Annotated in this window: 17 protein-coding genes; 5 read left to right on the top strand and 12 right to left on the bottom strand. The window is 32.6% G+C overall.

Annotated elements, in window-relative coordinates; translation table 11 throughout:
* Window positions 1-420 precede the first annotated feature (420 nt).
* Together AVL50_RS07910 and AVL50_RS33495 are read right to left on the bottom strand one after the other, a co-directional pair.
* Window positions 421-1,086, bottom strand: a complete 666-nt coding sequence (locus AVL50_RS07910) for a hypothetical protein (protein WP_062615949.1) — start codon at window positions 1,084-1,086, stop codon at window positions 421-423.
* Window positions 1,079-7,078, bottom strand: coding sequence for a DUF6443 domain-containing protein (locus AVL50_RS33495; protein ID WP_062615950.1), 6,000 nt, complete (start codon window positions 7,076-7,078; stop codon window positions 1,079-1,081). The genes AVL50_RS07910 and AVL50_RS33495 overlap by 8 nt, the downstream gene beginning before the upstream one ends.
* Window positions 7,079-8,175: 1,097 nt before the next feature.
* Here AVL50_RS33495 and AVL50_RS07920 point away from each other — a divergent pair.
* Complete coding sequence (locus tag AVL50_RS07920; protein ID WP_062615951.1) at window positions 8,176-8,475, top strand: T9SS type A sorting domain-containing protein; 300 nt, start codon at window positions 8,176-8,178, stop codon at window positions 8,473-8,475.
* Window positions 8,476-8,584: 109 nt separating this feature from the next.
* A complete protein-coding gene (locus AVL50_RS07925; RefSeq protein WP_157491204.1) occupies window positions 8,585-8,809 on the top strand; it encodes a hypothetical protein in 225 nt (74 codons plus the stop codon).
* Window positions 8,810-8,863: 54 nt separating this feature from the next.
* Here AVL50_RS07925 and AVL50_RS07930 read toward each other — a convergent pair whose 3' ends face one another.
* The 8 genes from AVL50_RS07930 to AVL50_RS07965 form a co-directional block, all read right to left on the bottom strand.
* A complete protein-coding gene (locus tag AVL50_RS07930) occupies window positions 8,864-10,117 on the bottom strand; it encodes a cystathionine gamma-synthase family protein (RefSeq protein ID WP_062615953.1) in 1,254 nt (417 codons plus the stop codon).
* A gap of 1,137 nt (window positions 10,118-11,254) precedes the next feature.
* The gene (locus AVL50_RS07935) at window positions 11,255-11,533 is read right to left on the bottom strand and encodes a hypothetical protein (protein WP_157491205.1); all 279 of its coding nucleotides are present in this window, start codon (window positions 11,531-11,533) and stop codon (window positions 11,255-11,257) included.
* A gap of 128 nt (window positions 11,534-11,661) precedes the next feature.
* On the bottom strand, window positions 11,662-12,144 hold the full coding sequence (locus tag AVL50_RS07940; RefSeq protein WP_062615955.1) for a GNAT family N-acetyltransferase: 483 nt from the start codon (window positions 12,142-12,144) through the stop codon (window positions 11,662-11,664).
* A 135-nt stretch (window positions 12,145-12,279) separates the two neighbouring features.
* Window positions 12,280-12,714 carry a hypothetical protein gene (locus tag AVL50_RS07945; RefSeq protein ID WP_062615956.1) on the bottom strand — a complete coding sequence of 145 codons (435 nt, stop codon included), beginning with the start codon at window positions 12,712-12,714 and terminating at the stop codon, window positions 12,280-12,282.
* Between the two features lie 222 nt (window positions 12,715-12,936).
* Window positions 12,937-13,476, bottom strand: coding sequence for a GNAT family N-acetyltransferase (locus tag AVL50_RS07950; protein ID WP_062615979.1), 540 nt, complete (start codon window positions 13,474-13,476; stop codon window positions 12,937-12,939).
* 22 nt (window positions 13,477-13,498) lie between these two features.
* Complete coding sequence (locus tag AVL50_RS07955) at window positions 13,499-14,026, bottom strand: GNAT family N-acetyltransferase (protein ID WP_062615957.1); 528 nt, start codon at window positions 14,024-14,026, stop codon at window positions 13,499-13,501.
* Window positions 14,027-14,330: 304 nt separating this feature from the next.
* Window positions 14,331-15,938 carry an alpha-L-fucosidase gene (locus AVL50_RS07960; RefSeq protein ID WP_062615958.1) on the bottom strand — a complete coding sequence of 536 codons (1,608 nt, stop codon included), beginning with the start codon at window positions 15,936-15,938 and terminating at the stop codon, window positions 14,331-14,333.
* Between the two features lie 832 nt (window positions 15,939-16,770).
* Window positions 16,771-18,609, bottom strand: a complete 1,839-nt coding sequence (locus tag AVL50_RS07965; RefSeq protein ID WP_063850601.1) for an arylsulfatase — start codon at window positions 18,607-18,609, stop codon at window positions 16,771-16,773.
* A 523-nt stretch (window positions 18,610-19,132) separates the two neighbouring features.
* Between AVL50_RS07965 and AVL50_RS07970 the strand changes: the two genes are divergently transcribed.
* Window positions 19,133-21,328, top strand: coding sequence for a T9SS type A sorting domain-containing protein (locus AVL50_RS07970; RefSeq protein ID WP_082795710.1), 2,196 nt, complete (start codon window positions 19,133-19,135; stop codon window positions 21,326-21,328).
* A 271-nt stretch (window positions 21,329-21,599) separates the two neighbouring features.
* Here AVL50_RS07970 and AVL50_RS07975 read toward each other — a convergent pair whose 3' ends face one another.
* Window positions 21,600-23,009 carry a glycoside hydrolase family 28 protein gene (locus AVL50_RS07975; protein ID WP_062615960.1) on the bottom strand — a complete coding sequence of 470 codons (1,410 nt, stop codon included), beginning with the start codon at window positions 23,007-23,009 and terminating at the stop codon, window positions 21,600-21,602.
* Between the two features lie 256 nt (window positions 23,010-23,265).
* On the bottom strand, window positions 23,266-24,594 hold the full coding sequence (locus tag AVL50_RS07980) for an ATP-binding protein (protein WP_082795711.1): 1,329 nt from the start codon (window positions 24,592-24,594) through the stop codon (window positions 23,266-23,268).
* Between the two features lie 162 nt (window positions 24,595-24,756).
* Between AVL50_RS07980 and AVL50_RS07985 the strand changes: the two genes are divergently transcribed.
* Window positions 24,757-25,269 carry a response regulator gene (locus tag AVL50_RS07985; protein ID WP_062615962.1) on the top strand — a complete coding sequence of 171 codons (513 nt, stop codon included), beginning with the start codon at window positions 24,757-24,759 and terminating at the stop codon, window positions 25,267-25,269.
* 44 nt (window positions 25,270-25,313) lie between these two features.
* Window positions 25,314-26,039, top strand: a complete 726-nt coding sequence (locus AVL50_RS07990) for a GNAT family N-acetyltransferase (protein ID WP_172826789.1) — start codon at window positions 25,314-25,316, stop codon at window positions 26,037-26,039.
* Window positions 26,040-26,043: the final 4 nt, after the last annotated feature.

Genomic DNA, 26,043 nt, shown 5'->3' on the forward strand with positions numbered 1-26,043 from the left:
ATATCTCAACCTTAGGAGGTGATAAGCTCAATTGGATAGAGATTCGTAAAATTCCCTAATGACTTGGACTCACAAAACAACTTTCTACTCTTACTACTTTTGTTTATTGTTTTTTGAAAACTTATTCTATGGGTAAGCTCTGTTTAACTTTACTACTTAACACTCAGTTCAAAGGAGCATCATAATGTTTCTTATGATCATACCCATTCTTTCTAGGAAATTATTTACTATGAAATTTCTTATGGTTAAAATCTGAAATAACACTATGAACTGAGAGAAATTTAATAGAGTTTATCACGGTTTCTTTTGTAATGAATTTTCGAGGTGCAATTACCTTTTTTAAAAAACAGTATAAAAAAACACTTTTTAACCATAAATAAGAACTTTAAAAAACTCTACTTTAATAAACCGTGATAAAGTCTAATAATATTCTATTTTTCTTTGTTCGATATTTCTTGTGATTTTTGTTTTCATGGTTTTCTCTTCACATCTTTCAATCCAGTTACCAAACTTATCATACACATAATCATAATATTTAATTATATTTTCACCTAGAACTTTTTCGTATAGTTCTTCATCTCTATAAAAATAATTCGCTTCAAAAACTAATGAATCAGAAATAGAAAAATGCATAATTTTTGTTTTTACTTTATCATTATAAGTAAACACAAACCTATTTTGTATAAAAACTTCATCACTAACATTCTCAAAAATTCGTCCTCCTGTAGGAAGTCCCAAATTATTATGTTTATCATAAAACATTAAAAAGAAGTTATCGACATTAACTTGTGATACAAGCCCATTCTTATAACTATAAATTGTTTTATGAATAATTGTGTCTTTGCCCGAAATTATAATATTATGTTCATTAACAATATTACGATTCCTATCATAATTCTTAATTGTAATAGATGGTGGTAATCCATCTTCACCAATACTTTTTTTCTCAATAATAATTTGTTTTATATTTCCTCTTAAAGTTAGGTCATCCCAATAAACTCCCGTTTTTGTAGAACAAGAGATATAGAAAAAAAATAAAAGAAGTAAAACAATCCTTTTAAAAGGATAATATCTGTAACTATTCATAAATAACTCTTTTTCTAATTAATTCTCCATACTTATTATAACCTTCTACATCTTGATAACGTCTTCCGCTTGGAAGCTCCACTATTGCACCTTTGAATGTTGTTGGACCTACAATAACATCTGATTTCAATACCTTTTCAGCTCCAATGTTAAGCAAGCTTTTAGAACTAAATTTAAGAGCATCATATCCAAGTTTTCCATTAAATACTGGTCCATTTGTACTACCATGAGCTATATCTACAAATCCAATAAGAGATTGAACGTAAGCATCTTTACTTGCTTTTAAATTTGAAGACCATCCTAACCCATCATCCCCACTGTTCGTATCAAATAACATATAACCTTCTCCATCAAAAGATTCCTCAACAGTATTTTTGGTTACAAAATGATTATAAGGATCAGAGAGTACTAACGTTGAGAATAGAGAAAAGTCTAGTTTTGAATGTTGAAAACCTGAAGAGTAAATATAATCAAAACCACCAGTATATTTACCGTCCTTAACATATCTATTCCAGGACTTATGGTCTGCAGAACCAACAGTGTAATTATCATTTCCTCTAACAAAAACTATAAGGTCTCTTCCTGAAGATTTAATAATATTCACAAAATTCTTTGAATCACTGTAGTTTATATAAATAATATCATCAGGACTCATACCATCAGGATCAATAAATCTAATGGGATTATCGAAAGCATAATTATAAACAGAATGCCTTGTCATTTTTTCTGCTAAAGGATCTACAGCAAACCATCTTCCGGTTTTTACATCTAACATCCTAGCACCATAATCATAAAAACCAATCTCCTCCTGTTTCTCCTTACCATTATATTGGAATTTATGATCTGGAGTCCCTTCCTTCTCAATTCCCGCCATATTCATACCAAACGGGTAGTAGTGGTTTTCTTGTACGATGTAGTCGTTGAAAGTGACTTTAAGGTTATCGAAATAGGCATTAACTTCTTCAGAAGTATTATGAATAGAAACTCTTACTTGTGTTGCTCCTTCAGGTGTGGTTAAACTCAGTTGTAATTGTTCCCATTGCTGTTCCTTAGTAAGATAAGAACTATTCGTTTCCACACTCACATTTGATGCATTTAAAAACTCTACTTTTAAATAGGCATTGACCTCACCTGCTGTCTCTGTTCCAAAAGTCATTACCGGCAAAGGTGTTCCAGATTGCTGAGTAGTTGTAGAAGAAGTTTCTCCATCAGTTCCTACAGTGGTTGTAGATATCTCAGAAGTTTGAGTTGCTTGAGTTTCCTCACTTCCATCCACATAGTATATAGCTTCTACTGAGGCCACAAAGGTTTCTCCTTCTTTTACATCTAGTAGAATATTTGCACCATTTTGATGGTCCGTTTCTCCTCCAAGCATTTGGGTCATACTACCTGCAAAACTGATTTTATCTTTTAAGGCATCTTCAAAATAGGTCTCATCGTCCTCGAAATCTTCATAATACATCGAATTTGGACGAACAGCAACTCTTAAATTGCCTAGGTGATCTTTATAATGGTATTCTTGTACGAAATCTTGATTTTCTGTATGAGAAGTGATACCAGAACCTTTTGCTAAAGCACGACCCTCTGCCGTATGCATAAACTGTAATTCATTGTCTTCATACACAAAACCACCAATATAATCTGTTGTTTTTGTGACCCCATTGATCGTAGCTATTTTTTGTAATTTAATACCTGCTGCATCATAGACATATTCTACTGTTCCATCAGCAACTACTACTTTTGTTGGAAGATTTAAGTGGTTGTATGTTATATTAGTAATGCCTTTATTACCATCATAAATCATACTTCCATTGGCATCATATTGATACTCTGAATTAGAATTTGCACCATCATAAAAACTATGGTCTTCCTTAAAATTAGCCCCTATTTTATTCGCAACATCAGTTACTTTTATCAGCTGATTACTATTTGTTGCATAAGTATAAGTAAGATCGTCAATAGAGCCAAAACTATTTCCTTCACCTACTTTATACTCTAAACCTTGTCTTTGTAAGCTTAAAATATTACCATTGGCATCATAAGCGATTCCATTATCATTTCCTGTGACAGAGAAATTTTCAGATATAGGAGAACCGTTTTGTGTTGCCTCATAGGTCGCTTTTTTCAATCTATTTAAAGGATCATAGGTATAATCATAAGTTCTTAGCGTATTTGGCGTTCCGTAACTTTGCCATAATTGACTACCGATATTTCCATTAAACTGTCCTGCTTCATTGTAAGCTAACTCGTAACTAAATGGATAGGTTTTACTACTATTTTGATCCGTATTTACACCCAATAGCCATCCTCTAATATTGTACTTATATTCCTGTAATAAAGGTTGGTTTGCAGTACCAGTTTTTTTACTAACTAATTCCCCCAACTCATTATAAGTATTTTCAACAATAAGCTGCTTTTCATCATTATTTAACTTCTGATGTACAGTTAGTATTCTACCTAAATCATCGTATTCATTTTCTTGTAGTACATTCACAGTACAGGTAACATTATCGATCACCTTATCATGTTCTAGGTACGTTTTGACAATTTCACTTGAAAAATTATACTGATTCGTTAAACGATCTTTACCACCACCTAAAGATTCCGTGATAGTTTGCACAATTCTATATCGAGCATCATAATAGGTAACTGTAGTAAGGAAATGATTTGTATCAAGAATTCTCACCTTACTTCCTGTTATTTGTCCTTTAACGCTTTCACGTATGCTAGGAACTTCAATACCCAACTGTTGCTCTTCAGTTGTCACATTAAAAATATTACTTGGCAAGGCAAATTTCAACGTTTCCTCTCTCCAAGAGTAATCATCATAGTAAGTAGCCGTTAATACATCCGTTTCTGAAACAGAAGGCAACGCAATATTTGTATAATCTAAAACATTTCCACCTTGACTTTCATAACGTTCTAAAGAAGAGTTATTATAAATAGTTTGTAAGTTTTCATGAGTATCCCCTAATACTTTTATTCCTGTTAAAATGGGTCTATTGAAATAATCGTACTTCGTAAATAACCATTTCTTTTCCTTTCTTAAATTAGCATCTTGCGTGAGCACTAATCGATCCCAATAATCATATACCATATACTCCCAACCTTTACCTGGTATTTTTTTGGCGATCATACGGCTCTGTTCATCATAATGGTATTGGTAACATAAGTTATCTAAAATGGTTTGTGAAATTTCATTAGAGTTTCCGATATCAATAGTTGCTTGAGGAGGAATAACCAAAATAAGATTACCTGATATATCATATGAATAGTAAGTATCATAGTAAGTCACTAATCCATTGGTTACATCGATACCATTCTGCACTCTTTTTACGACTACTTGTCCACTTTTATTTTTTCCTTCAACGGTTAAATAACCATGTTCGTCATATGTTTCTACTAACCAAAGGTCTCCTGTATAATAATATCCTTCGTTCGTGCCATCAAAATTATCATCAATAGATGCTATAAAAGTCCCTGAAGTTCCACTAAACTCAAAACCATCTGTAAAAGTAATTGATTCCTTCGCTATATGAGTTTGTGTTCCACTTTCAGGTTCGTTAAATTCTATAGTTTCTACAAATGGATTGTCTACATAACTATATCTTTTTATATAATCTGTATTTACATTTGGTCTCTGGTTTATTATCACCACATGTTCTTCTTCGCTAATGCCTATACTCCCAGCCCAGTCATCTCCAGCCGCACCTTGCTTTAATGGTCTATCAAGTGGTGAAGCCTCAAAAACTGTTTCAGAAAAAGGGAAAGAGGTATGCTTAGAAACTCCTGCTTTGTTGTCATTATAAAATACAAATTGACTATTCAAAGCACTGTTTTTAACATCTCCATTGGAAGTCCCTTCATCTATATAACTTAAAAAAGCTCTCGGGTTTCTTCCTACATCATCATATTCTATAGGAGTAATAATATCATATCCCTTTGGACTGCCTGCTTTACTCACATTCTGTATCGGTCTACCTAAACCATCAATGTATTCTGTAGATGTCAGAATCCCATGTTCCGGAGATTTTGAATCAATATCTGAAGGTATACTATCCATAGGTTTCCTAAAACCATAAGTTCTCACGTAGTTGATATTACTTTGTGATAATGATTGATTATTTGGTACGTATGTATTACTAATCTGTAAATAAGTGTAATCAACCAATACATCAGAATATTTATTCTCTTCTTTTATTTTGGCTATAATTCCATAAGTCCAATTATCATATAAATCACTAAGAAAAGGGTTTTCTTTAATGGGCAAGTCTAATCTTAATACACCATTTACAGACCAAAACAGATCATAGTTTTCTAAATCATCTAGATTATTTGCATACAATTTATCCTCTTTTCTAGAGAAATATAGAGGCTTAAGATCAGGAGCAACAACAAACATGATAGTCTGCGACACCATATCTTCTTTTCTACTATTATATGCTCTTATATATTGTAAATCATTATGAATTGACAGTTCAACCTCTTCCCCAAATTCATCAGAATATTTAGTCCAATCAGAATTATTTGATGAATATTCCCACCTTATAGCTCCTGAACCTTCTAAAGTAGCTGCAAAAGGGAATTCACCCTTTTCTTTTATCACTGAATTAGGATAATCAGTAATCACAGGAGATCGATAGTTTATAGTATACGCTAAAGAAGGAGATACTAAAAAATGATTTACAGTATTTATCGCACGAATGAATATTTGGGGAGTAGTTATTATTCTTGAAAAATTGGCCCCTTGAGTTTCTGAAGTAGTCCAATTCGAATTATCTTCTGAATATTGCCAACCAATATTTCCACATCCTTCTAGTGATGCAGAAAATTCATATAAACCTTCAACATCCAAAATGCTAGAAGATGGAGAACTTGTAATTACAGGTGCAAATGATTCTTCGAATGTTCCGGGTATGGTGAAATTTGCATCATCAATACATTGGTTCGTATTAAAATATCTAATTTGATAACTTCCAAATCCATACCCTGATATATTTATTTCTCTACTATTCCCACTTCCAATAAAGCTCAAAGCTGGTATTTCAGTACCATCTTTATAAATTCTGTAGGTACCACTAGAAGCTGTAGAAGTAAAATTTATAGTACCAGCATCTATACCGCAAGTCGTTTGATTTAATGATACTTGACTACTTTCAACTGTATAATTGTTGTTATTATAATCTGTAATTTCAAAAGTATAACTCTTTTGATGAGTATAATCGTATTCAATATCATAAATTTCCAAAGTTGCATAGTACCTTGTAAGACTTGTAGAAGTCTGATAACCACTTAATAGGTCACTAAAATTTAATGTTTCACCTTCATTCGAATGATTGTTACCTCCTTGTACTCTCCAGCTTAAATTATAATTACTACTATTTGAAGGAATAGAAGCTACTAAACTTGAGCTTGTTTCGTTACTGCAAATAGGGAATATACTTTCATCAGTAAGAGTGCCATTATACTTAATATTAATAGCTGGAGGGATAGGTGGAGATTCTAAAGTATAAGTTAATGTAGATTTTCCACCCGGAAAATTTCTGTAAATAGAATATGATCTATCTTTAATCAAGTTGTTAATGTTGACAATTTCACTGCCATATGCAGCCGAAGGAGCAGCATTTCTTATTTCGTTGATATATTCTAAGCTTGGTCGATATGTAAAAATTATTTCATTAGTTACATTATCTCTGATATAGAACACTGAAAACGAATTATTTCTGACCGCTTCTAAAAGGCTAACCAAACTTGATTGTGCATTAACTAAATCATCATTTGAAGGTGAAGAAGGAAAGAAGCCAAGACCAGAATAAAATGTAAATGTCCATTCACCTGAAGTCTGTGCTGTAATTGAAGAGGTTGCATTACCGCCGTTAATAGAAGTTTTTGTGTAAGTATATTTCTGTACTTCAGCTTTTGATACTTCACAAAAACAATGTATTACTATTAAAACCAATAGTAATAATTTTAGATTTTGCTTAATTTTCATTATTTCAACATAAGTCAGTTTAGTAATTTAATTTCTTTAACCTGCTTTTATAAAAAAAACTTATTCCAAGATTTCCTTCTACAAAACGTCATTGTGCACTACCAAATTTAATCCCTTTTTAAAATATGATATAACTAATTTTGATATACCAGTTAAATTCTAACCGCTTAAAACTTCCAATTTACAGCTAACAAAAAAATAAGAATAATATAGTATTGATTGCCATTTTATCTAGCAGTCTACTGCTACAAATAAAAATTGAAAAAAGAGCTTTAAACTTTGATATTCGTCATTCAGATTTTACATCAATCACGTTATCAAAATTATATACTGAGAATACATTGTAATAACTTTTTCTGTACTCATCATTAATTAAAGACCACTAAGCATTAACCATAAATAAGTTTAATATGACGAATAAAAAGAGATTTTATTTTTATTGATTTCAAAGACAAGTTTGCTCTTTATAAAATAAGTTTACTTTTTCATTAATTTATTCACCCATAAAAAAGAGGGAATTTATAATAATTAACAATTATCTTTAATTTAACTTTATTACACAATTATTTTTAGTTTGTTTAACTCTTATTAAGAATGTAAACATATAACATAGATTAATATTGTTTGATTTAAAGCCCAAAAAACTAACTGGTTTTACAGTTTTAACATCGGTATCAATATTGTTTTTTTACCTAATTCAAAACGGTATCTTTTTACAATTTCAAGAACTATTTGATCTACTTCTCCTCATCATCCTTTTATTATTTTGAAATTGTTTGTTGTTCCATTTTGGATTACTAAATACAATCACTTCTACTAATATTTTTCTTCATCAATATCTCTCCAGAAAATGAGATGATCAATCTGTAATATTTAAAATAAAGTTGGATGTACTAATTGTAAAAAACAAAGAAATGCAACGTGTACAATATTATTCATCGAATGGCTTATGTGACAAAAAGTGACATTACATATATTGTATTATTCAAAGTAAAAAAACCATTACTCTGATATTAAGTCAAAAAAAAGTTGGTAAACTTTTATTTTTATTGATTTTAACACTTATTGCGTTTCGTAAATAAAAATTATGTCATCTCATGCTCTTTACCAAAGCTCTGAATTATATAAAGAAAACCGTTTCTTCTGAAAAGGAATGGAAGATTTACCCTACACTTGTATACGATCATGTTACTGTAACTACACCAAAGAAATCTTCAACTTATTTTGTAGAAATTATTAATGAAGATGGAGAAACTCTACTTCATGATAACTTCAAAGGGGAAACCAAAATCTACTTCAATAAATGGGGAAAAGGTGTATTTCAACTGATTGTAAAACATGATGAAGGGGAAATAAAATCTAAAATTCTTGTTTATCCAAGGTTTGAAAATGTATAACCTTTGTTATAATTGGTGATGAAATCGTGTTCTTTTCTTAAAAAATTAAGTTTACAAACGTTATTAAACTATATTTAAACATCTCTAATGAATAAACTTAATTTTACCTATGAAAATATTAGCATTCACTTTATCCCTTTTTCTACTAAGCATGAACTCCAACGCCCAAGGTTTGAATATACAACAAACGTTAGCTGAAAAGGAAGGAAAATCAACAGTGGAATTATTTAAGGAAAGAAAAGAAGAACGTAAAACCAAGAAAAAAGAAGAACAAGAAGTTAAGGAAAATGCTACGTCGAGTGTTGTAAAAATACGCAAAGAAGATCTAGCATAAGTACAATAGTATAGGGATGATGGCCTTAATGTCATCATCCCTAGATTTGTATCTTTAAACTATGTCCAAAGCTTGTTGGATATCCCAGATGATATCCTCAGCATTTTCAACACCTATTGATAGACGAATTAAGCTCGGCAGAATTCCAAAAGTGGTCTTTTCCTCTTCTGCAATACCAATATGCGTCATACTCGCTGGGTGTTGTGCTAAACTTTCCGTACTTCCCAAACTCACGGCAAGCTTCATCAATTTTAATTGGTTCAAAAATTTAAATGCTTCTTTTTCTCCTCCTTTAATATCAAAAGAAACCATAGCTCCAGGTGAAGAATATTGCTTCTTATAAAGCTCATACTCTTTCGTTCCTTCTTGAATACAACCTAAGTAATGCACTTTATCTACTTTTGGATGTTCCTCTAAGAATTCGGCTACCTGAATAGCATTTCTCATTTGAGCCTCCATTCTTATTTTTAAAGTCTCCAAAGAGCGCAATATCAGCCAGGCGGTATGTGGAGAAACCATATTACCAAGGAAAGTTCTCAATGTTTTCACTCTCTGCATCACCTCTGTATTACCCAACACAGCTCCTGCGATAAGATCACTGTGCCCACCAATATATTTTGTTGCAGAATACATCACTATATCCGCTCCTAGTTTTAGTGGTTGCGACCATATCGGTCCCATATAGGTATTGTCAACCGCAACAAAAACGTTCTTCTCTTCGGATGGTTGATTGTAATGGTCCGCTATTTCAGCACAAAGGGAAATATCAAAAAGATCATTGGTTGGGTTGGCAGGTGTTTCTAGGTAAATTAATGATAAACGATCCGCCATGCCCGACTCATTGATCATTTCAAATAGATCTTCTTTTGTATGTTCGGGTCTAAATGGAATACTGTGCACTCCAATTTTCTTCAATAAATCATGAATGAAATGATCAGTCCCTCCATAAGTTGGAGCACTGTAAAGTAAAAGATCTCCAGGCTTTAAAAATTCGAGCAACACAGAACTTATGGCACTCATACCGCTTTCAAAAACAGCACAATCATCTGCTTGATCCCAAAGGCAAAGTCGGTCTTCCAGTATTTCCAAATTGGGATTGTTGATTCTACTGTAAATCAAACCTAGGTTTTCATCCTGTCCTTTTTCCCTCAAACCATAAGCAACTTCAAAAAAAGCCTTTCCTTCTTCTGCTGTTTGGAATACAAAGGTTGAAGTTTGAAAAATTGGAGTTTTCACAGCTCCTTCAGACAATTCAGGTTTATATCCATGTGTCATCATCAATGACTCTGGATGGTATTTATGTGGCATAGTTTAGAATAATAAGTTATGTTTATGTGTATTTTTTACGCAAAATAGTTAAAAATATAGAATAATAAAGTGATGAGAGGTAAACGAAAGAACAATAATGTTTAACATTATACATCAATTGGTTCTACATTTTCAAATTCATTGACTGATATTACTAATAATAAAGTAAAGTACCTATTAAATAATATCATCGAACACATAAAATAATGGATAAATAACATCTTAAAAAGTGCTATTTTAACAGGATTCAAAAAAAAAATAATAAAAATCATGTTAGATACATTTTCTTTAATGGCTACTAACTAAATGTAATGAACAAAATACTTTATATATATTCTTTTAACACAGTGCAATTGTTATTGACGTATTTTTAATATTAAAAGGTAAGTAATTTATAATTAGTAATATTTATTACATAATAAGTTATTTAATTTTTGAATTACATTATTACAAGACACATATTTCATACTACATGATAAAAAAGTGGGATAATACAATATCAAAATCAAAATAAATTCAATTTTGATCAGCAACACACTATATAATTAATGGTATATAATGTTATTTAGTATTTACCTCCATCCAAAAAGTAGAAATAGTCCTAAAAATTGGTAACTTGTTTACGTAAGGTTTTTGAAAATAAGTGAAGAAAAAAAGCAGGCATGTAGAAAAGGACTATTTTCATTAAAACCACTACATAATTAATGTTGATATTAAACAATCAACTTAAATCTGATATCGTATTTCAATTGGGATGATTTATACATCCCCCAATTAATAATGAGTCCCCTTTCCGTTTTTAATGGATTGGGGAATTTTTTTTATTTACTTTTTGACCCAAGGTTCAAGTTTTGCTAATCGTTTTATAAAAATTTAAATTTAATAATGGCACTATTCTAATAATGTCATTATTTATGATTCTCAATTTTGGTTAACAAGTTTAAATGATATTTATTTGAGTATGATTTAAGAACAACACATCGACATAAAGAAGTCGATTAAAAATATTTAGTTGGAAGTTTGTTTGTTAGTTTAGTTTATAGAATGAAAAGGACACAGTTTTGCTGGAGTCCTTTTTTTATTGCCCATAAAAAACCCCATAAACTGGATGTACCTATAAGGGCATTTTGAACTTCTTTATTCAATGAAGTTCTCAAATTCCTCTTCCTCAGCTTTACGATAAAGTTGATTCTTCTTTTTTGTACGTTCATACACGAGTTCATCTTCTAGAACCCATCTTCTTTTGTTACTTTTGATATTCAGTAATTCGTAAGCCGTTTTCTTCTGGCTTGTAATTGAAATGTGTTTTACAACATATTTGTACTTCGATTTTGCTACTGTCACCGTGTCACCAATATCTATTTGGGCAAAAGCTGTGGCACTAAATAATAGTAGTAAAGTTGTTATTAGTCTCATAAGTATAGCATTATTAATAATAAACTTATTCAAAAATTAAAAAAAATATTCTCTTTCAAAAAGTAGACTATTACAAAAAAAGGTTCTTACTTTCAATTAAGCAAGAACCTTCTTCAGTTATTTTTTTATTAATCATTCAACTGCTTTCTCAAAACAAGCATGTGATTCAGCGGCAAACCATTCTCAATGAGCTCTTGACTGTAGTTTTTGGTGTAAAAATCTTTCTTAATTTCAAAGATTTCAAAACCAACTTTTTGATAAATGTAAAGTTGTCTGAAAGCAGCATTGGAAGTGCCAATCAAAATGTACTTAAAGCCTCTATCTTTGGCTTGCTCCATAGCATTAAGTAACATTCTTTGACCGATACCTTCACCTTGACATGTTTTTGATACAGCAATATTTTTGATCTCAATAGATTCACCATCAAACATTTGGAGAGCGTAAACACCAAGGGTTTCTCCTTCCCTTTCATAAATGTAAATTTCTGAATCGTGAATGTATTTGTCAATGGCTTCGATAGTCTCATCAGCTAATAGAAGAAGGTCGTAGGGTAATTTACTCCCTTCTTGGATTAAACGAATCTTGTCTGTCTTCTCTAATAGTAAATTCATTTGAATATTCGTTTAGGTATTAATATTAAAAACGTACAAAGATAATAAAGTATAACGTTGAAGAAAAATAACTAAAATCAGAGTTAAGATATTTTAATACTCTATTTATAGTGATTTCTATTCTTATTCAGTAGTTTACAGATCATCAATAAATGAATATTCATTTCTATACTCTTGCTTCTGTTGCATGAGCTTTCTGACAAACTGTGAATGTTGTAAAGAGGCTTTGTATTGATCAAACTGAAGGTAAAAACCTTGACTATGTATACTAAAAACCTGATCGGTATGATATAAAACCAAACGGTAGTAAGGAATGAACCACTCAAAGTTTCTCACTTTTATATTGATATGAACCACAATTCCACTTTTCCTCATCTCAATAATGGCTGAGTCCAAATCAGATTGAATTTCCTTATCAAAACCTATATTTAAATTACTGGATTGAATAAAAAAGCGTTTCGAGGTACTTCCTCCAATTTTCATTATTTTGTATAACGAAAATGTTTTACCTACTATTTGTTTTGATTTATTGTAATGAATGGGTTTTCCATATGTTGTTTCTAAAAGCATAAGTCCTTTTTACATAAGAAACCCTATCGCGTTCAAATTGTTTTGGCTCATTCCTTACTATTTAAGAAAGATAAATGAGCCAAATGGAATACATTGTAAAACTGTTTTATCGTCAACTTTTAATCGATATTTCTACGTGTTTTCTAATATCTCTTTCAAACTTATAAACTCTACATGTATTCTTTATTTAAAATATTAAGAAGACATGGTATTATTAAGCAGTTACTTAATTTCCAACCATTCGTCTTTTGTTATTTTATACCAATGCAATGGCATGCCTTCATACTCTGAATCTCTAGTGTGAGTCATACCAATTTTCTGAAGTACTTTATTCGATCCTTCATTGCCAAAATCGGCACACGCCTCTACTTCATTCCATTTTAAAACCTCAAAAGCATAATCCAAGCTTATTTTGGCGGACTCTGTTGCATAACCTTTACCCCAAAACTCTTCTCTAAATCGGTAGCCGATATCGTTATAAGGTCCCAACTCACTTAACTTCGTTTCTTTTTTCAAACCTGCCCAGCCAATAAACTCATTGGTTTCTTTCAGAATACAAGCCCAACGGCCGATTCCAAAATCGATATATTGTTGCTGAATATTCTGAATAATATTCAAAGATTCTTGAGGATCAGTAAGAGGAGGGATTCCAATATGTTTCACTACATTAGGATTAGAATCTAAGGCAAACATTCCATCCAAGTCTTCTTCCCTTAATTCTCTTAATAGTAAGCGTTCTGTTTCTACGTGAAAAGTCTTCATATTTAATACATTCATTATTTAATTAAGATGAGCTTGATACATCATTTAATTCCCATTGATTTACTTCTTGTTCAAAGTTGATTGAACCCGGTACAGTAGTGTATTTCTTGACAAATTTAAAACCTACTTTCTCTAATGTTTTATTGGGTGCGTTATTTTTAGCATAAGGTTCACAAATCAGCTTTTGAAGTTGAAAGTGTTTGAAAAAATAAGGAATTGCTAATTGGATCATTTCAGTACCAACTCCACTTTGCCTGTTTTCTTTCTTCCAGATGTGAAGATGCATTTTGGCAGCATTGCCAAAATCGATTTCATTAATATTTACATGGCCTATAGGTTGCTCCTCTTTCAATACAATTAAGGCATAATTCTGTTTCTTTGAGTATGGCTGTTGTATTTGATTTTCAAGCATTTCCTTAAACATCTCTTCCGATGGAAGTTTATTAAGGTCCACTCCTAAACTTTTTAGGTATTTACTATCCGATTGAGTCCAATAATTTATCAGGTGCAGTATATCCTCTACCTGTATTTCTCTTAGAGTAATGTTCATAGTATATCAAGGGAAGTTTATTTATTATTCAAACTTAAATATACAATTATTTTTGTACTACCAATATTCTTTCCTGATAAATAACCTAATCGTAATGTAATACACAGTAAACTAAATAGTCATCAACTATCAATTAATCATTTTTGAATTTTAAAAGCTTGAAAAAATAAAAGCATGTTTGAAAAACCCTCCAAACATGCTCTTTCATAAAAAAGTAGTCACACTTTCATTTTAAACCAAGCTATATAAATTAATCTTTGCTTAGTATCTAGTAGTCGTTCATTACCTAAACATTAAAACCTGTCTACAAAGTTTGTTCTAGTTCTCCACCTAAGCCTGTCTTTTTAAACCCTTTACATTTAACCTTAAAGGCATGTGCATGAAGTGAAGGAAAGAACTTAGGTTTCTTAATCACTAAACCATCGTTTTTTCTTTCCCATTGTAATTCTTCCTCACTGCCTAATAATGTTATTTTCTCTATATCTTTATTCAAAACACCCAAATGATTGCCTAACGTAGTGATATTGATATCATCTTCTGGTGTATCCATAATAATAGCATAAAAAGTATCCTCCGATTTTTTAGTAAATCGAACATCATTGACCGTATAAACTATCTTCTTACGTTCAATCTTATGACCACCCGCTGGCAGACGTGTTGGACCTTCACCGAAGACGTCCCAAGGTCTTGTTCCATAAATAGCTTCTCCATTTACTTTTAGCCATTTACCCATTTCTACTAACAGCTTTTCCATTTGTGGAGGAATTGTACCGTCTGGATTTGGTGGTACATTCAAGAGCATACTACCGTTTTTGGAAACGATATCAACCAAGATGTCTACTAATTCATTTGTAGAAACAAACTTTGCATTAGAACGGTAAAACCATGTACCTGGAGAAGTATCTGTGATCCAAGTTTCTTTTGTGGGCTTGTTTGGGCGGCCTCTTTCATAATCTCTTACTGCCGTAGCCTCAGGGAATGTAGTTTCTTTAAAAAGTACCACAACATCTTTATCCCACTCTTTTCCTTTGTTGTAATAATAAGCCAAAAATTTCTTTCTGTATTGCTCATCCATATTTTCTAGCCACCAATCGAACCATAAGACATCGGGCTGATAGTTGTCAATGTACTCTTTTAATTTGGCCCACCATTCCTGATGAAACTTTTCGGATGGCATATTACTATCATATCCATGCGGTTCCGTGTAAAGGTCATAATCCTTTGGATCTACATTGCTATTAACATGTGCTGGTGCAAAATATTTCCATGTAAAAGCATGATGGAACGAAGCAATATATTTCATTCCCCTGCTTTCTATTTCAGTTTTTAGCTCTTTTGATATATCTTTTCCTCCATAATTCATAGAGTTCCATCGGGTTGCTTTACTGTCCCACATGGCAAAATTATCGTGGTGCATGGCAACTGGGCCTGCAAACTTAGCCCCTGATTTTTCAAACAAATCAGCCCATTCTTTTGCATCAAAGCCAGTGGGTTTAAAATTTTCAATCAGATGTTTATATCCTACCTCACTAGGATCACCAAACTGTGCAGTATGATGTTTGTAATTACCTGTGGGGTTATTATTAACTGTACCATTTTTTCTTCTGGGCAATTTACCAGTTCTCCAATTGGGAATACCATTTTTTCCATACATCAGCATCCCGTGCCATCCCGCCAAATGTTGTTTAGGTCTCATATTTACAAAGGCACCTGATACTGGCCCCCAGTGAGTATATATACCAAACTTAGCATCTTTAAACCATTCGGGAGCAACATTTGCTTTTGATAAAGACTCCCAATCCTCTTCAAACTTCTCTTCTTTCTGAATATTTACTCCACTCTTCTTATTCACTACATCACAGGAAGTGGATGCTAGTAAAGCACAGAGTGAAATTACTTTAACTAATTTCATCTTTGTAATGCTTAGGTTTTTTTAATACTGTCAACACGCGTCACACTCTTGGGGTTGAAACAAAAATCGATAACAAGAATGCTTTAAACGTTATACAAAGCTATAGTATTAGGAGGTGGAGGTTAGTAACATTCTTTTTAAAAATAGGGTGGTATTTCGGGTTTGTGATAAAAGGGAACTTAAAAAGGGGTGAATTCAATTTCAGTAGCCATATATGCCACCTATTACGAAGTCTTACCCCTCCTACGTCAACGGTACAAAAAAATATAAAATGGTATTTACCACTTCTATTTTTAAAAACACCCCCCTTTTTAAAACACTCTAGACTATTGTTTCGTCTTTTCTTCTAAAAAAATACTGACCAATAACAAGGAGTACTCTTATAAAACAGCATTGAATGATGATCCAATACTGTGATAATTTCTTATTTTATGAATTACCCTTTTGATCTTTTTTGTATTCTTTAAGTGTTACATAATATTCTGCATTATTGACATCTACTAATTTTCTTTTTTGAAATCTGAGGGAATTGAAAAATCACTAATACATCCCTTTGAATTGGTGTAAAATATTTAATTGACTTTTTAGGTTAAACTACCTTCCCAAGTTTTATACACTTGATCATATTCATGCTGAATAATCACTCTTGATTCGTTTGGTCATATATCCCTTTTTTGTAGTCTTTATCTATACTACATAAGTACAAGATACACGTAGCAGTTCAATTGTAATAAATTATGTAAAAGTAGAAGAAGTGTTTGATTAAAAAATGGGAAATAAAAAACCCACAACCGAGGTTGCGGGCCTTTCGTAAACGTAAAACCTAGAGTAATTATTTCGATTTTAATGTAGTTTGGTCATCTACATATACATAATAAGCTCCTTTTGGTGTATTATCATTGGTCATAAAAGTGGCTTGCATTGTTGTTTCTCCTTTTGGTACTTCTACTTCAAAAACTACACTTTTTGCATTTGGAGTAACTGTATTTTCCCAAGTTTTATCACCAATTCTTAGAGTTGCACTCTTAAAATTAAAAATCTTCCCTTCCGGCAATACATAATCAGGTGCATCTGAAATGAATTTTGGTGCAGCTGCATCTAACGCTAAATCAGCCTCTTTTGGCCATCGGCTTAACGCAATTTTATATTTACCCGCTTTTGTAAAATCCACTCTCCATTCTCCATCTTTACCGACTCCTTTACGGATTAGCTTCTGATTCCATGCGATTGCTTGTTCCTCACTAATGTGCCAATCATGAGCAGTTAGTGTAGAGTGCGGTTCTTGTTTTGTTCCTAATTTGATATAGGGGAAGTTCTGGAATGTAGGTGAAATATCTGCCCAATGTGCTTCATATGCTTTGCGAAGTGCCGCTACTTTTCCTGGATTTTCTTTTGCAATATCATTCAACTGTGATGGATCTTTTGTTAAATCATACAATTCTTTTCCGTTAATGAGTCTCCACTGGCCATTCATCACATAAGAATTACGCCATTTTTCTGGGTAAATAATACGTTGTGAATCTCCGATTAAAACTCTCTCCTTTGATTTTTTCTTCTCCTCTTCCTCTCCTTTAATCACACCTGTAAGATCCATTCCGTCAAACTGGATCGATTTTGATGTCTTTAGATTACAAAGTTTCATTAAGGTTGGCAATACGTCAAGGTGAGCCGTTAGATCATCTACATCTTTTCCTACGTTGATACCTCCATTTTTCCAATGAATATAAAATGGCACTCTGTGACCTCCATCATATGCACTGCCTTTTGTTCCTCTCATATTAGCGTTGTAGCCTCCTTTCAATTCTTTTCCTTTGAAGCCTGCACCGTAAGCTGTTCCATTGTCCGACATGAAAATTAAGATTGTATTATCCTCGATTTCCCATTCTTTCAACTTTGCTCTTAACTTACCAATATTATCATCTATATTTTCGATCATGCCATAGAATTTTGCTCTTGTTTTTGGCACTCCCTTATCAATATAAGGTTTTGCATATTCTGCTGGCACATTTAATGGACCATGAGGAGCGTTTGTAGCTATATAGCATAAGAATGGTTTCTTGCTGTCTTTACTTTTTTCTATGAAACTTAACGCTTCATTAAACCAAACATCTGTACAATAGCCATTGGCTTTTTCTTCATTTCCATTTCTTAAATACACATCATCAAAATAATCATTGTTCCAGTGATCCGGCGTTTGACCTACTCCGCCACCTCCATGGAAAAACGCTTCTTGGAAACCTCTGAAATGAGGGCCAAAAGGATAGTTATCTCCCAAGTGCCATTTACCAAACATTGCTGTAGCATAATTATTCTCAGTGAAGATATCACCCATAGTCACCTCATCTTCATAAAGCATTGATCTACCCATAACGGTATGCCATACACCGACTCTGTTACAATCTCTACCCGTCATTAATGCACTTCTTGTTGGCGCACAAGTTGGACTCACATGGAAGTTCGTTAATCTTAAACTTTCACTATGCAACAGATCCATTTCTGGAGTATTAATTTCTTTATTTCCATGCGCTGCTACATCTCCGTAACCTTGATCGTCTGTTACAATTAAAATAACATTAGGTTTATCATTTCCGTCTTCACACCCCGCTAAATAAAATAGGGACAAAGACACAAGTAGACCCGAAATCCAATATTTCACTGTATTCAATCTCATTTCTTATCTCTCAAAAAAGTTGTTAAGTACGTTCTAATTGACATAAAGGTAGACGTTTGATAATAATATAGAGGGAATAAAAAAGGGCATTCATGAGGGTGAAATTCTTATAAACTGTTTTATATGCCCAACTTAGCCAACTAAACAACCACTTGAATTTCTATCTTCTTAAAAATTAAAAGCATTTATAAAATCAAAATAGAGCTCCCAATTCATTTTAAAAATTTTGTTTGAAGAAACCCGCCTATTATACCTCTCAAAAATAAACGTTTACTCCCCCTTTTTTCTAATTCAGTTCAAATTTAATCGTTATTGAAGATTCAATTACTTATAAAATTCAAACTAGATTTTTTCTGAACAATAAAAACACCGACGCATCTTGTTCAAATCCAAAAATTCCCCCCTACCATTTACTCAATTTTATTTAATGGATAAGGTAAGTAAAGCTGTAATATTGGAAAAAAGAGCTCCACTCTTAGAAAGTTCTTAAATTAAGTATGACTAATTAAATTTTTTGAATGAGATGAAAAACTTACTTGTATTACTTCTCTATTGCTTGACCTTCAGCTATGCTGTAAAGGCACAAGACACTCTTGACATCAACCTCAATATGAAACATATTGTTGGGAACAGTGCTGAATTCGACCGATCAAAATTTATGGTATACCATGAAAGTATTACCGGAAATGAATGGGACAGCGACGAACAAAGAGCTTCATTTTTGAATGACTATGATGTTTATTTAGGTAGAAATAACGGATCCATCGTCTGGGAATTCAATCAGGTACGTGAAGATCCTAATAGAAAAGGTTGGCCTGACCCAGAACACCTTCAAGAAAAAGGGCAACAAACTGTCAATAATTACGCGAAGAGGACTTCTGCACACTTACTTGAACATAGAGTTGTGACAAGTATGGAAGGTGGTCAAATGTCACCTATGTATCCTAATGGACAAAAAACAAACCCTAGTTCATGTTGCAGTGATGCTACTCCTTGGGAATATGATGATTATGAGGCCGTAGCAGAATTTTACAGCGGTTACCTTACGCACTATTTCGGCAGTGGTGGTACAACAGGTAAACAAAAACCTTTAATGCTGGAAGTTTTGAATGAGCCTTTTGTAAAAGCCAATCAATATAAAACTACTAATCTTGAAATTGCTAAAATGCACAATGTTGTGGCTCAACGTGTGAAAAAAGATCATCCAGATGTGATGGTTGGTGGATATACAGCCGCACATCCAGCATTTGAAAGCAGTAATTTTAAACATTGGGACAACAACTGGAGATTGTTTATTGATGAAGCTGGAGAAAATATGGATTTCTTCTCTTTCCACCTGTATGACTATGTGGGAGACAATACTACTATGGAAGAAAAACAGAGAAAAGGAAGCAACATTGAGGCTATTATGGACATGATTAATCATTACAGTGTGTTAAGTTTAGGAAAGGTAAAACCTTGGTCTATTTCTGAATACGGTTGGTTCTGTCCAAGCTGTGACGGTCCTTATTATCCTGAAAGAGACTGGTATAACGTTCGTTCTTTCTCTTCAATGCTACTGCAACTGCTAGAAAGACAAGATCAAATTATCAACGCTATTCCTTTTCTATTGACAAAAGCAACTTGGGCACACAATAAAGCTGAGGATGAATACAATGCTTATGGTCCAAGATTAATGAGAGAGTTAGGAGAAATGGAAGGCGAAGAGCCTCATTCTGGTTACGTTTACACTGATCTACTTAAATTCTTCCAACTTTGGGCCAATGTAAAAGGAACTCGTATTGATACAAAAGCCAATGAATTTGATCTTCTTTCTGATGCTTATGTTGATGGCAAAAAATTATACTTGATTTTAAGTAATCTTGATCAAGAAGTAAAAGATGTACAATTGAATATCAGTGAACTATCAAAGTACCCTGTGGAAAGTATCATGGTAAAACATGCTTATGAAACTAATTTGCTAACGCAATTAGATACCTTAAACTACACTGAGCATTTGGATAAAGTAACGTTAGGTTCTGAGGCTACAATGATATTGGAATATACTTTTACGAATGCTTTTGATATCAGTGAAACTAAAAGAGAAAATAACTTCTATGCTTCTTCTTACCTTCAGGAAATCAAAGCGAATTCAACCATCGATTTCTTTATCAATAATGTCACAACTGCTGATCATGGAGAAGCTATTTTAAGAATCGGGTTAGGTCGTGATTTTGATAAATCTCTCGCTCCAACATTGACAGTTAATGGTGCAACTATTCCTTTTCCAAAAAACTGGAAAGGTAATGATCAAGAAAATAGAGACCGATTCTTTGGCGTGATAGAAGTTCCTGTTCCTTATGAATTGATCAAAGAAAACAACAGTATTTCAATCAACTTTAATGATGATGGAGGACATGTTACTACTATGATACTTAAGACTTTCGAATTGTCAGTTCCTGTAGAGAGATCCACTTTTAATACTGGAAACACCGACGAGCCTTTAGGATTAGGTAACTATTTAGAAGATCTAAAGGTATACCCTGTTCCTGCTGGAAACATCCTTAATATAAAAGGCCTTGGTAATGCTGAAAATTATAAAATCATCTCTCTATCTGGGGAAGTATTGATCTCTTCTAATCAAAATTCCATTGATATTTCTGGATTGAAAGGAGGAGTTTATATTCTTTCTGCCTTTTCTGAAAATGGTGTAAGAAGTAGAAAAATTATCAAGCAATAAGGAGATTCTGATCTAAATCAAAAAGCACAAGACTAGCAAATAGTCTTGTGCTTTTTGGTTTCGAAGAGATTTGAAGTGTGTGGTATAATTTATTAGTTGAAATGTAGATAAACTTACCATTTACTACTTACAAACTTTATTTTTTCATCACATAAACCGAAGGGAAAAGTATGAATTAAGCACCTTAAAATCAAAAGTTTAACACCTCACCACAAGGTGTGTTCTATAATATTTCAATCAAAGAGTAATTATAATAGCTTAACATACTAATTTATTTCTCCAAAGGAGTAACTACTTTTTCACCATTCAGGAAGAAACGGTGTATATCGTATTTTTTAACATCATCCATTACAACTGGAGGTCTCTTATCATTCTTTTCTGTAAATAGTTTTACTCCTTCTAAAAATACACCTTCCATATGTCTTAAATAAACGCCCGAAGCAGGCAATGTACCTCCTAATCTACTGAATTCGGGCCACCATCCTTCCATCACGTCTACAGTTAATTCCTGTACATCATTTTTTGAGATTTCACCTTGAATTTCTTCACCAACAATATGCATATTGATATTTTTTAAAGTAATATTCTTAATAATACCATTAGGCAAGCCAGTCATCACAATCAGTGCATTTTTTTCTACCATGCTATTGTCAATCTGGAAGTTTTCAAAAGTCATATCTCCCATATAATTCATTGGAGCTAATTCTTCCGGAGCATCAACATGTGCTCTCTGTTGGCAGAATGTCATGAAAATAGGTCTTGGAACATTGGTCATTGTTATATTGGAAAAAGTCATATTTTTCATCACTCCTCCTTCGTTCATTTGGATCTTCAAACCACTGTCCTTGATATTTTTGAAAGTACAATTCATTACATTTACTCTTTCAAAATTACCTCTTGAGAGTAAACCAATACGTATCCCTGCCCATTTACTTTCAAAAATACAATTATTGATCACCACATCACTGCACCCTCTATCTGGATCAGAAGCTTGCAGACAAATAGAATCGTCACTTGTATCAAACGAACAATTAGAAACCATTACATTTTTGCATCCATCAAAATCTAAACCATCACCGTTATGATTAACACGGCTTTTAATTCGAATACCTTCTACTACAATTTCTTCACAATTAATCCAAGCAGAAGTCCATGCTGCAGGATTTATCAATTGCACTGAGCGAAATTGAATATTCGAACAGTTAAGAAAACGGATAAGCATTGGTCTTCCTGTCTTTCTATTAAAGTTCTTAGGATGACCATTACCATCAATTGTGCCTCTTCCCTCAATCCCAAAGTATTTGGTATTTTCAGCATAAATCAAACAACGATCCATGTGAGGTTCATTTTTATATCTGTTCTTGTGTGTGTCTTTACCGTAGTCTTTTATAGATGGGCTTCCTTTTAAAGTGGCTCCATTTTCTATAAAAAGTGTGACATAATCTTTAAGGTAAATAGTACCTATTTGCACTACTTTTCCTGAGGGAATAATCACTCTTCCACCCCCATTTTGGCTACAAACGTCGATCGCTTTTTGGACAGCCTTTGTATCTGTAGTCACGCCATCAGCTGTAGCACCATAATCCAATACTGAATAATCCTTAGCAAAAAGTAAAGAGGTCGAAAAAGTACCTAATACAATCAGAAAAAATAGGCAATAGGTAATATTCAAAGATTTCATCAATTCAATCTTTTAATGATTTATTTCATTCATTTCATAGAAAATAAATACTCAAGCCGGTCTCGCTTTTACAATTATCTTCCAAAACAAACATACTGTTTTAGATTAGTTTTGCGACGAAAAAAAATAACTGATAACAGGGGAGTTTTTTATTCTCAATTAATTATAACCGCTTTTATAGGGGTCTAATAAGCAATGAATGTACATGATAGCGCCTTAATAACTTCTGATAATACTAATTAATGGGACAGTATTATTAATTCATTTTTTCTTGATGGATCATTTTTGAAACAGGAAGGCCATCTCTTTTCAAGTATTTTGAAATGGTAAAATAAAACCTACTGCCTTTTCCAATTTCACTTTCTACCCACATATTTCCAAAATGTCTATCTACTAAATTTTTACAGAAACTTAATCCTAGACCACTGCCTTCATATTCCAAATCAGAGTGTAATCTTGTAAAAAATTTAAAGATTCTTTCTTGATATTCTTCGGGGATACCAATACCATTATCTTCTACACAGAATTTCCAAAAATCTTTGTTCTCCTCATAAGTGATTTTCACTACTGGCCGGTTGGAAGGTTCTTGATATTTAATGGCATTAGAAATTAAATTGGAAAAAATCTGTTTTATATCTGTGGAATAGCACATGATTATGGGAAGATTTTTAGCTTGAATTACAGCTTGTTTTTCAAGTATTACTTCATTGAGCATAACTTTCACCTCCTCTAATGCAAAGTTCAGATCAGTTTTATTTAAGTCAGATGTTTTTCCTGAGGTTGCCATTTGTGAGAGGGCATCAATCAGCGTATTCATCTTTTCCACCCCATTATCAATAAATTTGAAATATTTATTTAACTCTTTATTACGCTCATCATGGTATTCCATTTTTATGATATTCGTAAATCCAGATACTGATCTTAGAGGCTCTTTTAAATCATGTGACAAGTAGGCAAAATATTCCAGCGATTTACTTTTCTCTTCCCTAAAAATATTCTCCTTTACCTGATCTACGTACCTTTTGTTTTCCTTATTCAAGAAATAATAAAGCAATATCACAACCAAAATAGAAACCACATTATTGGTAAGTCTTTGAGTATAGATTTGCTCTTCAGGTACTTTTGCGATAGGCTCAAAATGTTGAAAATGCCATTCCAGATAAAGAAAAACCACCAACCCCAACAAGGACAAAACTATTTTCATTTTTCCCATCTCATAGCCAAATATGACCATTGGCAATCCCAAATAGGCAAACAAAAAATACTGGGCGTGCACTTCCGGCCCCATGACAACACTAAGTATAATCACGTTGATAAGTGAGTAACTACAATACAATAACCTTGGGAAAACTTTCAATTCTCTTTGATGCAAGATTGGAATTGAAATTAAAATAAAAAACATGCATAACACCGATAGACAGACATAAATAGAGAGTCCTGAGGTCATAAAATCTATAAACATAAAGAAGGCAAATACACTTGAAAACATTGTTAATGCATTGGTCAACCTTATTTTTTTTTCAGTTTCATAGTCGTAGCCAATACCAGTTCCCATATTCATGAGATTGGATATTAATTTTTTCATATCTGAAGGTATTATTTAAATTTTGCTTTTGGTGTTATAACTAATAGTACTCTTAATATAACAAATTTTAATATATAATAATTATTTTGTGACACGATAACTTCTCATTGCTGAAGTTTGTTTCTCATAACTTTTTTAGAATTATCTATAATATATTATTTGATGCTTGACTTGCCATTAAAAATACTTATTGTTGAAGACAATATTGCTGATGCGGAATTGATAGCGTATCATGTTCGCAAAATAATAAGCAAACCTTCTATACAAATTACAAACCTCTACGATGAAACTTTACATGTGATTGAGGTATTTAGGCCTGATATCATACTTTCTGATTATCAACTTAACAGTTTCAACGGTTTGGATGTACTTCAGTATATCAATCAGTCTTTATTACCAATTCCCATCATCTTCATTACAGGAACGGTCAATAACACAGAGTTAGCTCCCCATACTATTATTGAAGAAGGAAATGGGATTATTTTGAAAAAAGACATGAATAACATTCAAGATAAACTTTATCCATTTTTCAAACACGCATCGAATTTAAACCTGATTAAAAGAAATAAGATAGAAGAAGAAAATGCTAACTTTATTGATTTTTCGACCATTGAAGTGGATATCGAAAAAGTGATTGAAGAGATTAAAACTTCTATTGATTTGAGTACGAAATGAATTGTAGTAAATTGCTCGTTGATGAATAAACCAAAATGAGTACTATGAATTCACAAATTGTCGGTAATCTCTTTGAGCTTTGGAGCTGTATTGGTGAATTGACCAAAACAATTACAAAAAATGATCACTATAACGCTGTATCTGTTCAAGGAAGCGATTGGCCTTACAGGGTTTTTCAATTTGATATTGATCACTATGCCAACAGCATTGAAGAAGTTATTGGATTAAGCCTGCAAGGAAAATTACCGGAATTGATCACAATTGACCAACCTTCATTGATAAAAGATAAAGAGCATCTTCAATTTCTGATGTCTCAAAAAAATATGGCATTGGATATGTCAGTTACAAACCATTTTCATCATGATTGTTCAAATATTATTTCCATCAATACAGAAAAAGAAGCTATCTATTTTGCAGAGGTGGCTTCAAGGTCTTTTGGGTATAAAGTTGATTCTTCTGTTGTTTATACAATTATTCAACATGAAAAAATAAAGGCATTTTTATATACAGAGAATGATCAAAGTTTAGGATGTGGTATTTTGTTTGTTGACAATTCTAACAACGCCGGCTTTCATATGATTGGCACTGTTCCAGAAGGAAGAGGAAAAGGTATTGGCAAGCTCATCACAGAAAGATTGATTGTAGAAGCTCAAAATCAAGATTGTCCGTATTGTGTTTTGCATGCATCTGCAATGGGAGAACCTATTTACAAGAAATATGGGTTTGCTGTCTATGGTGAAATTGAAACGTATAGAATTTTGAAAGACTAATTTA

The sequence above is a fragment of the Flammeovirga sp. SJP92 genome, from assembly GCF_001583495.1.
Lineage (GTDB): Bacteria > Bacteroidota > Bacteroidia > Cytophagales > Flammeovirgaceae > Flammeovirga.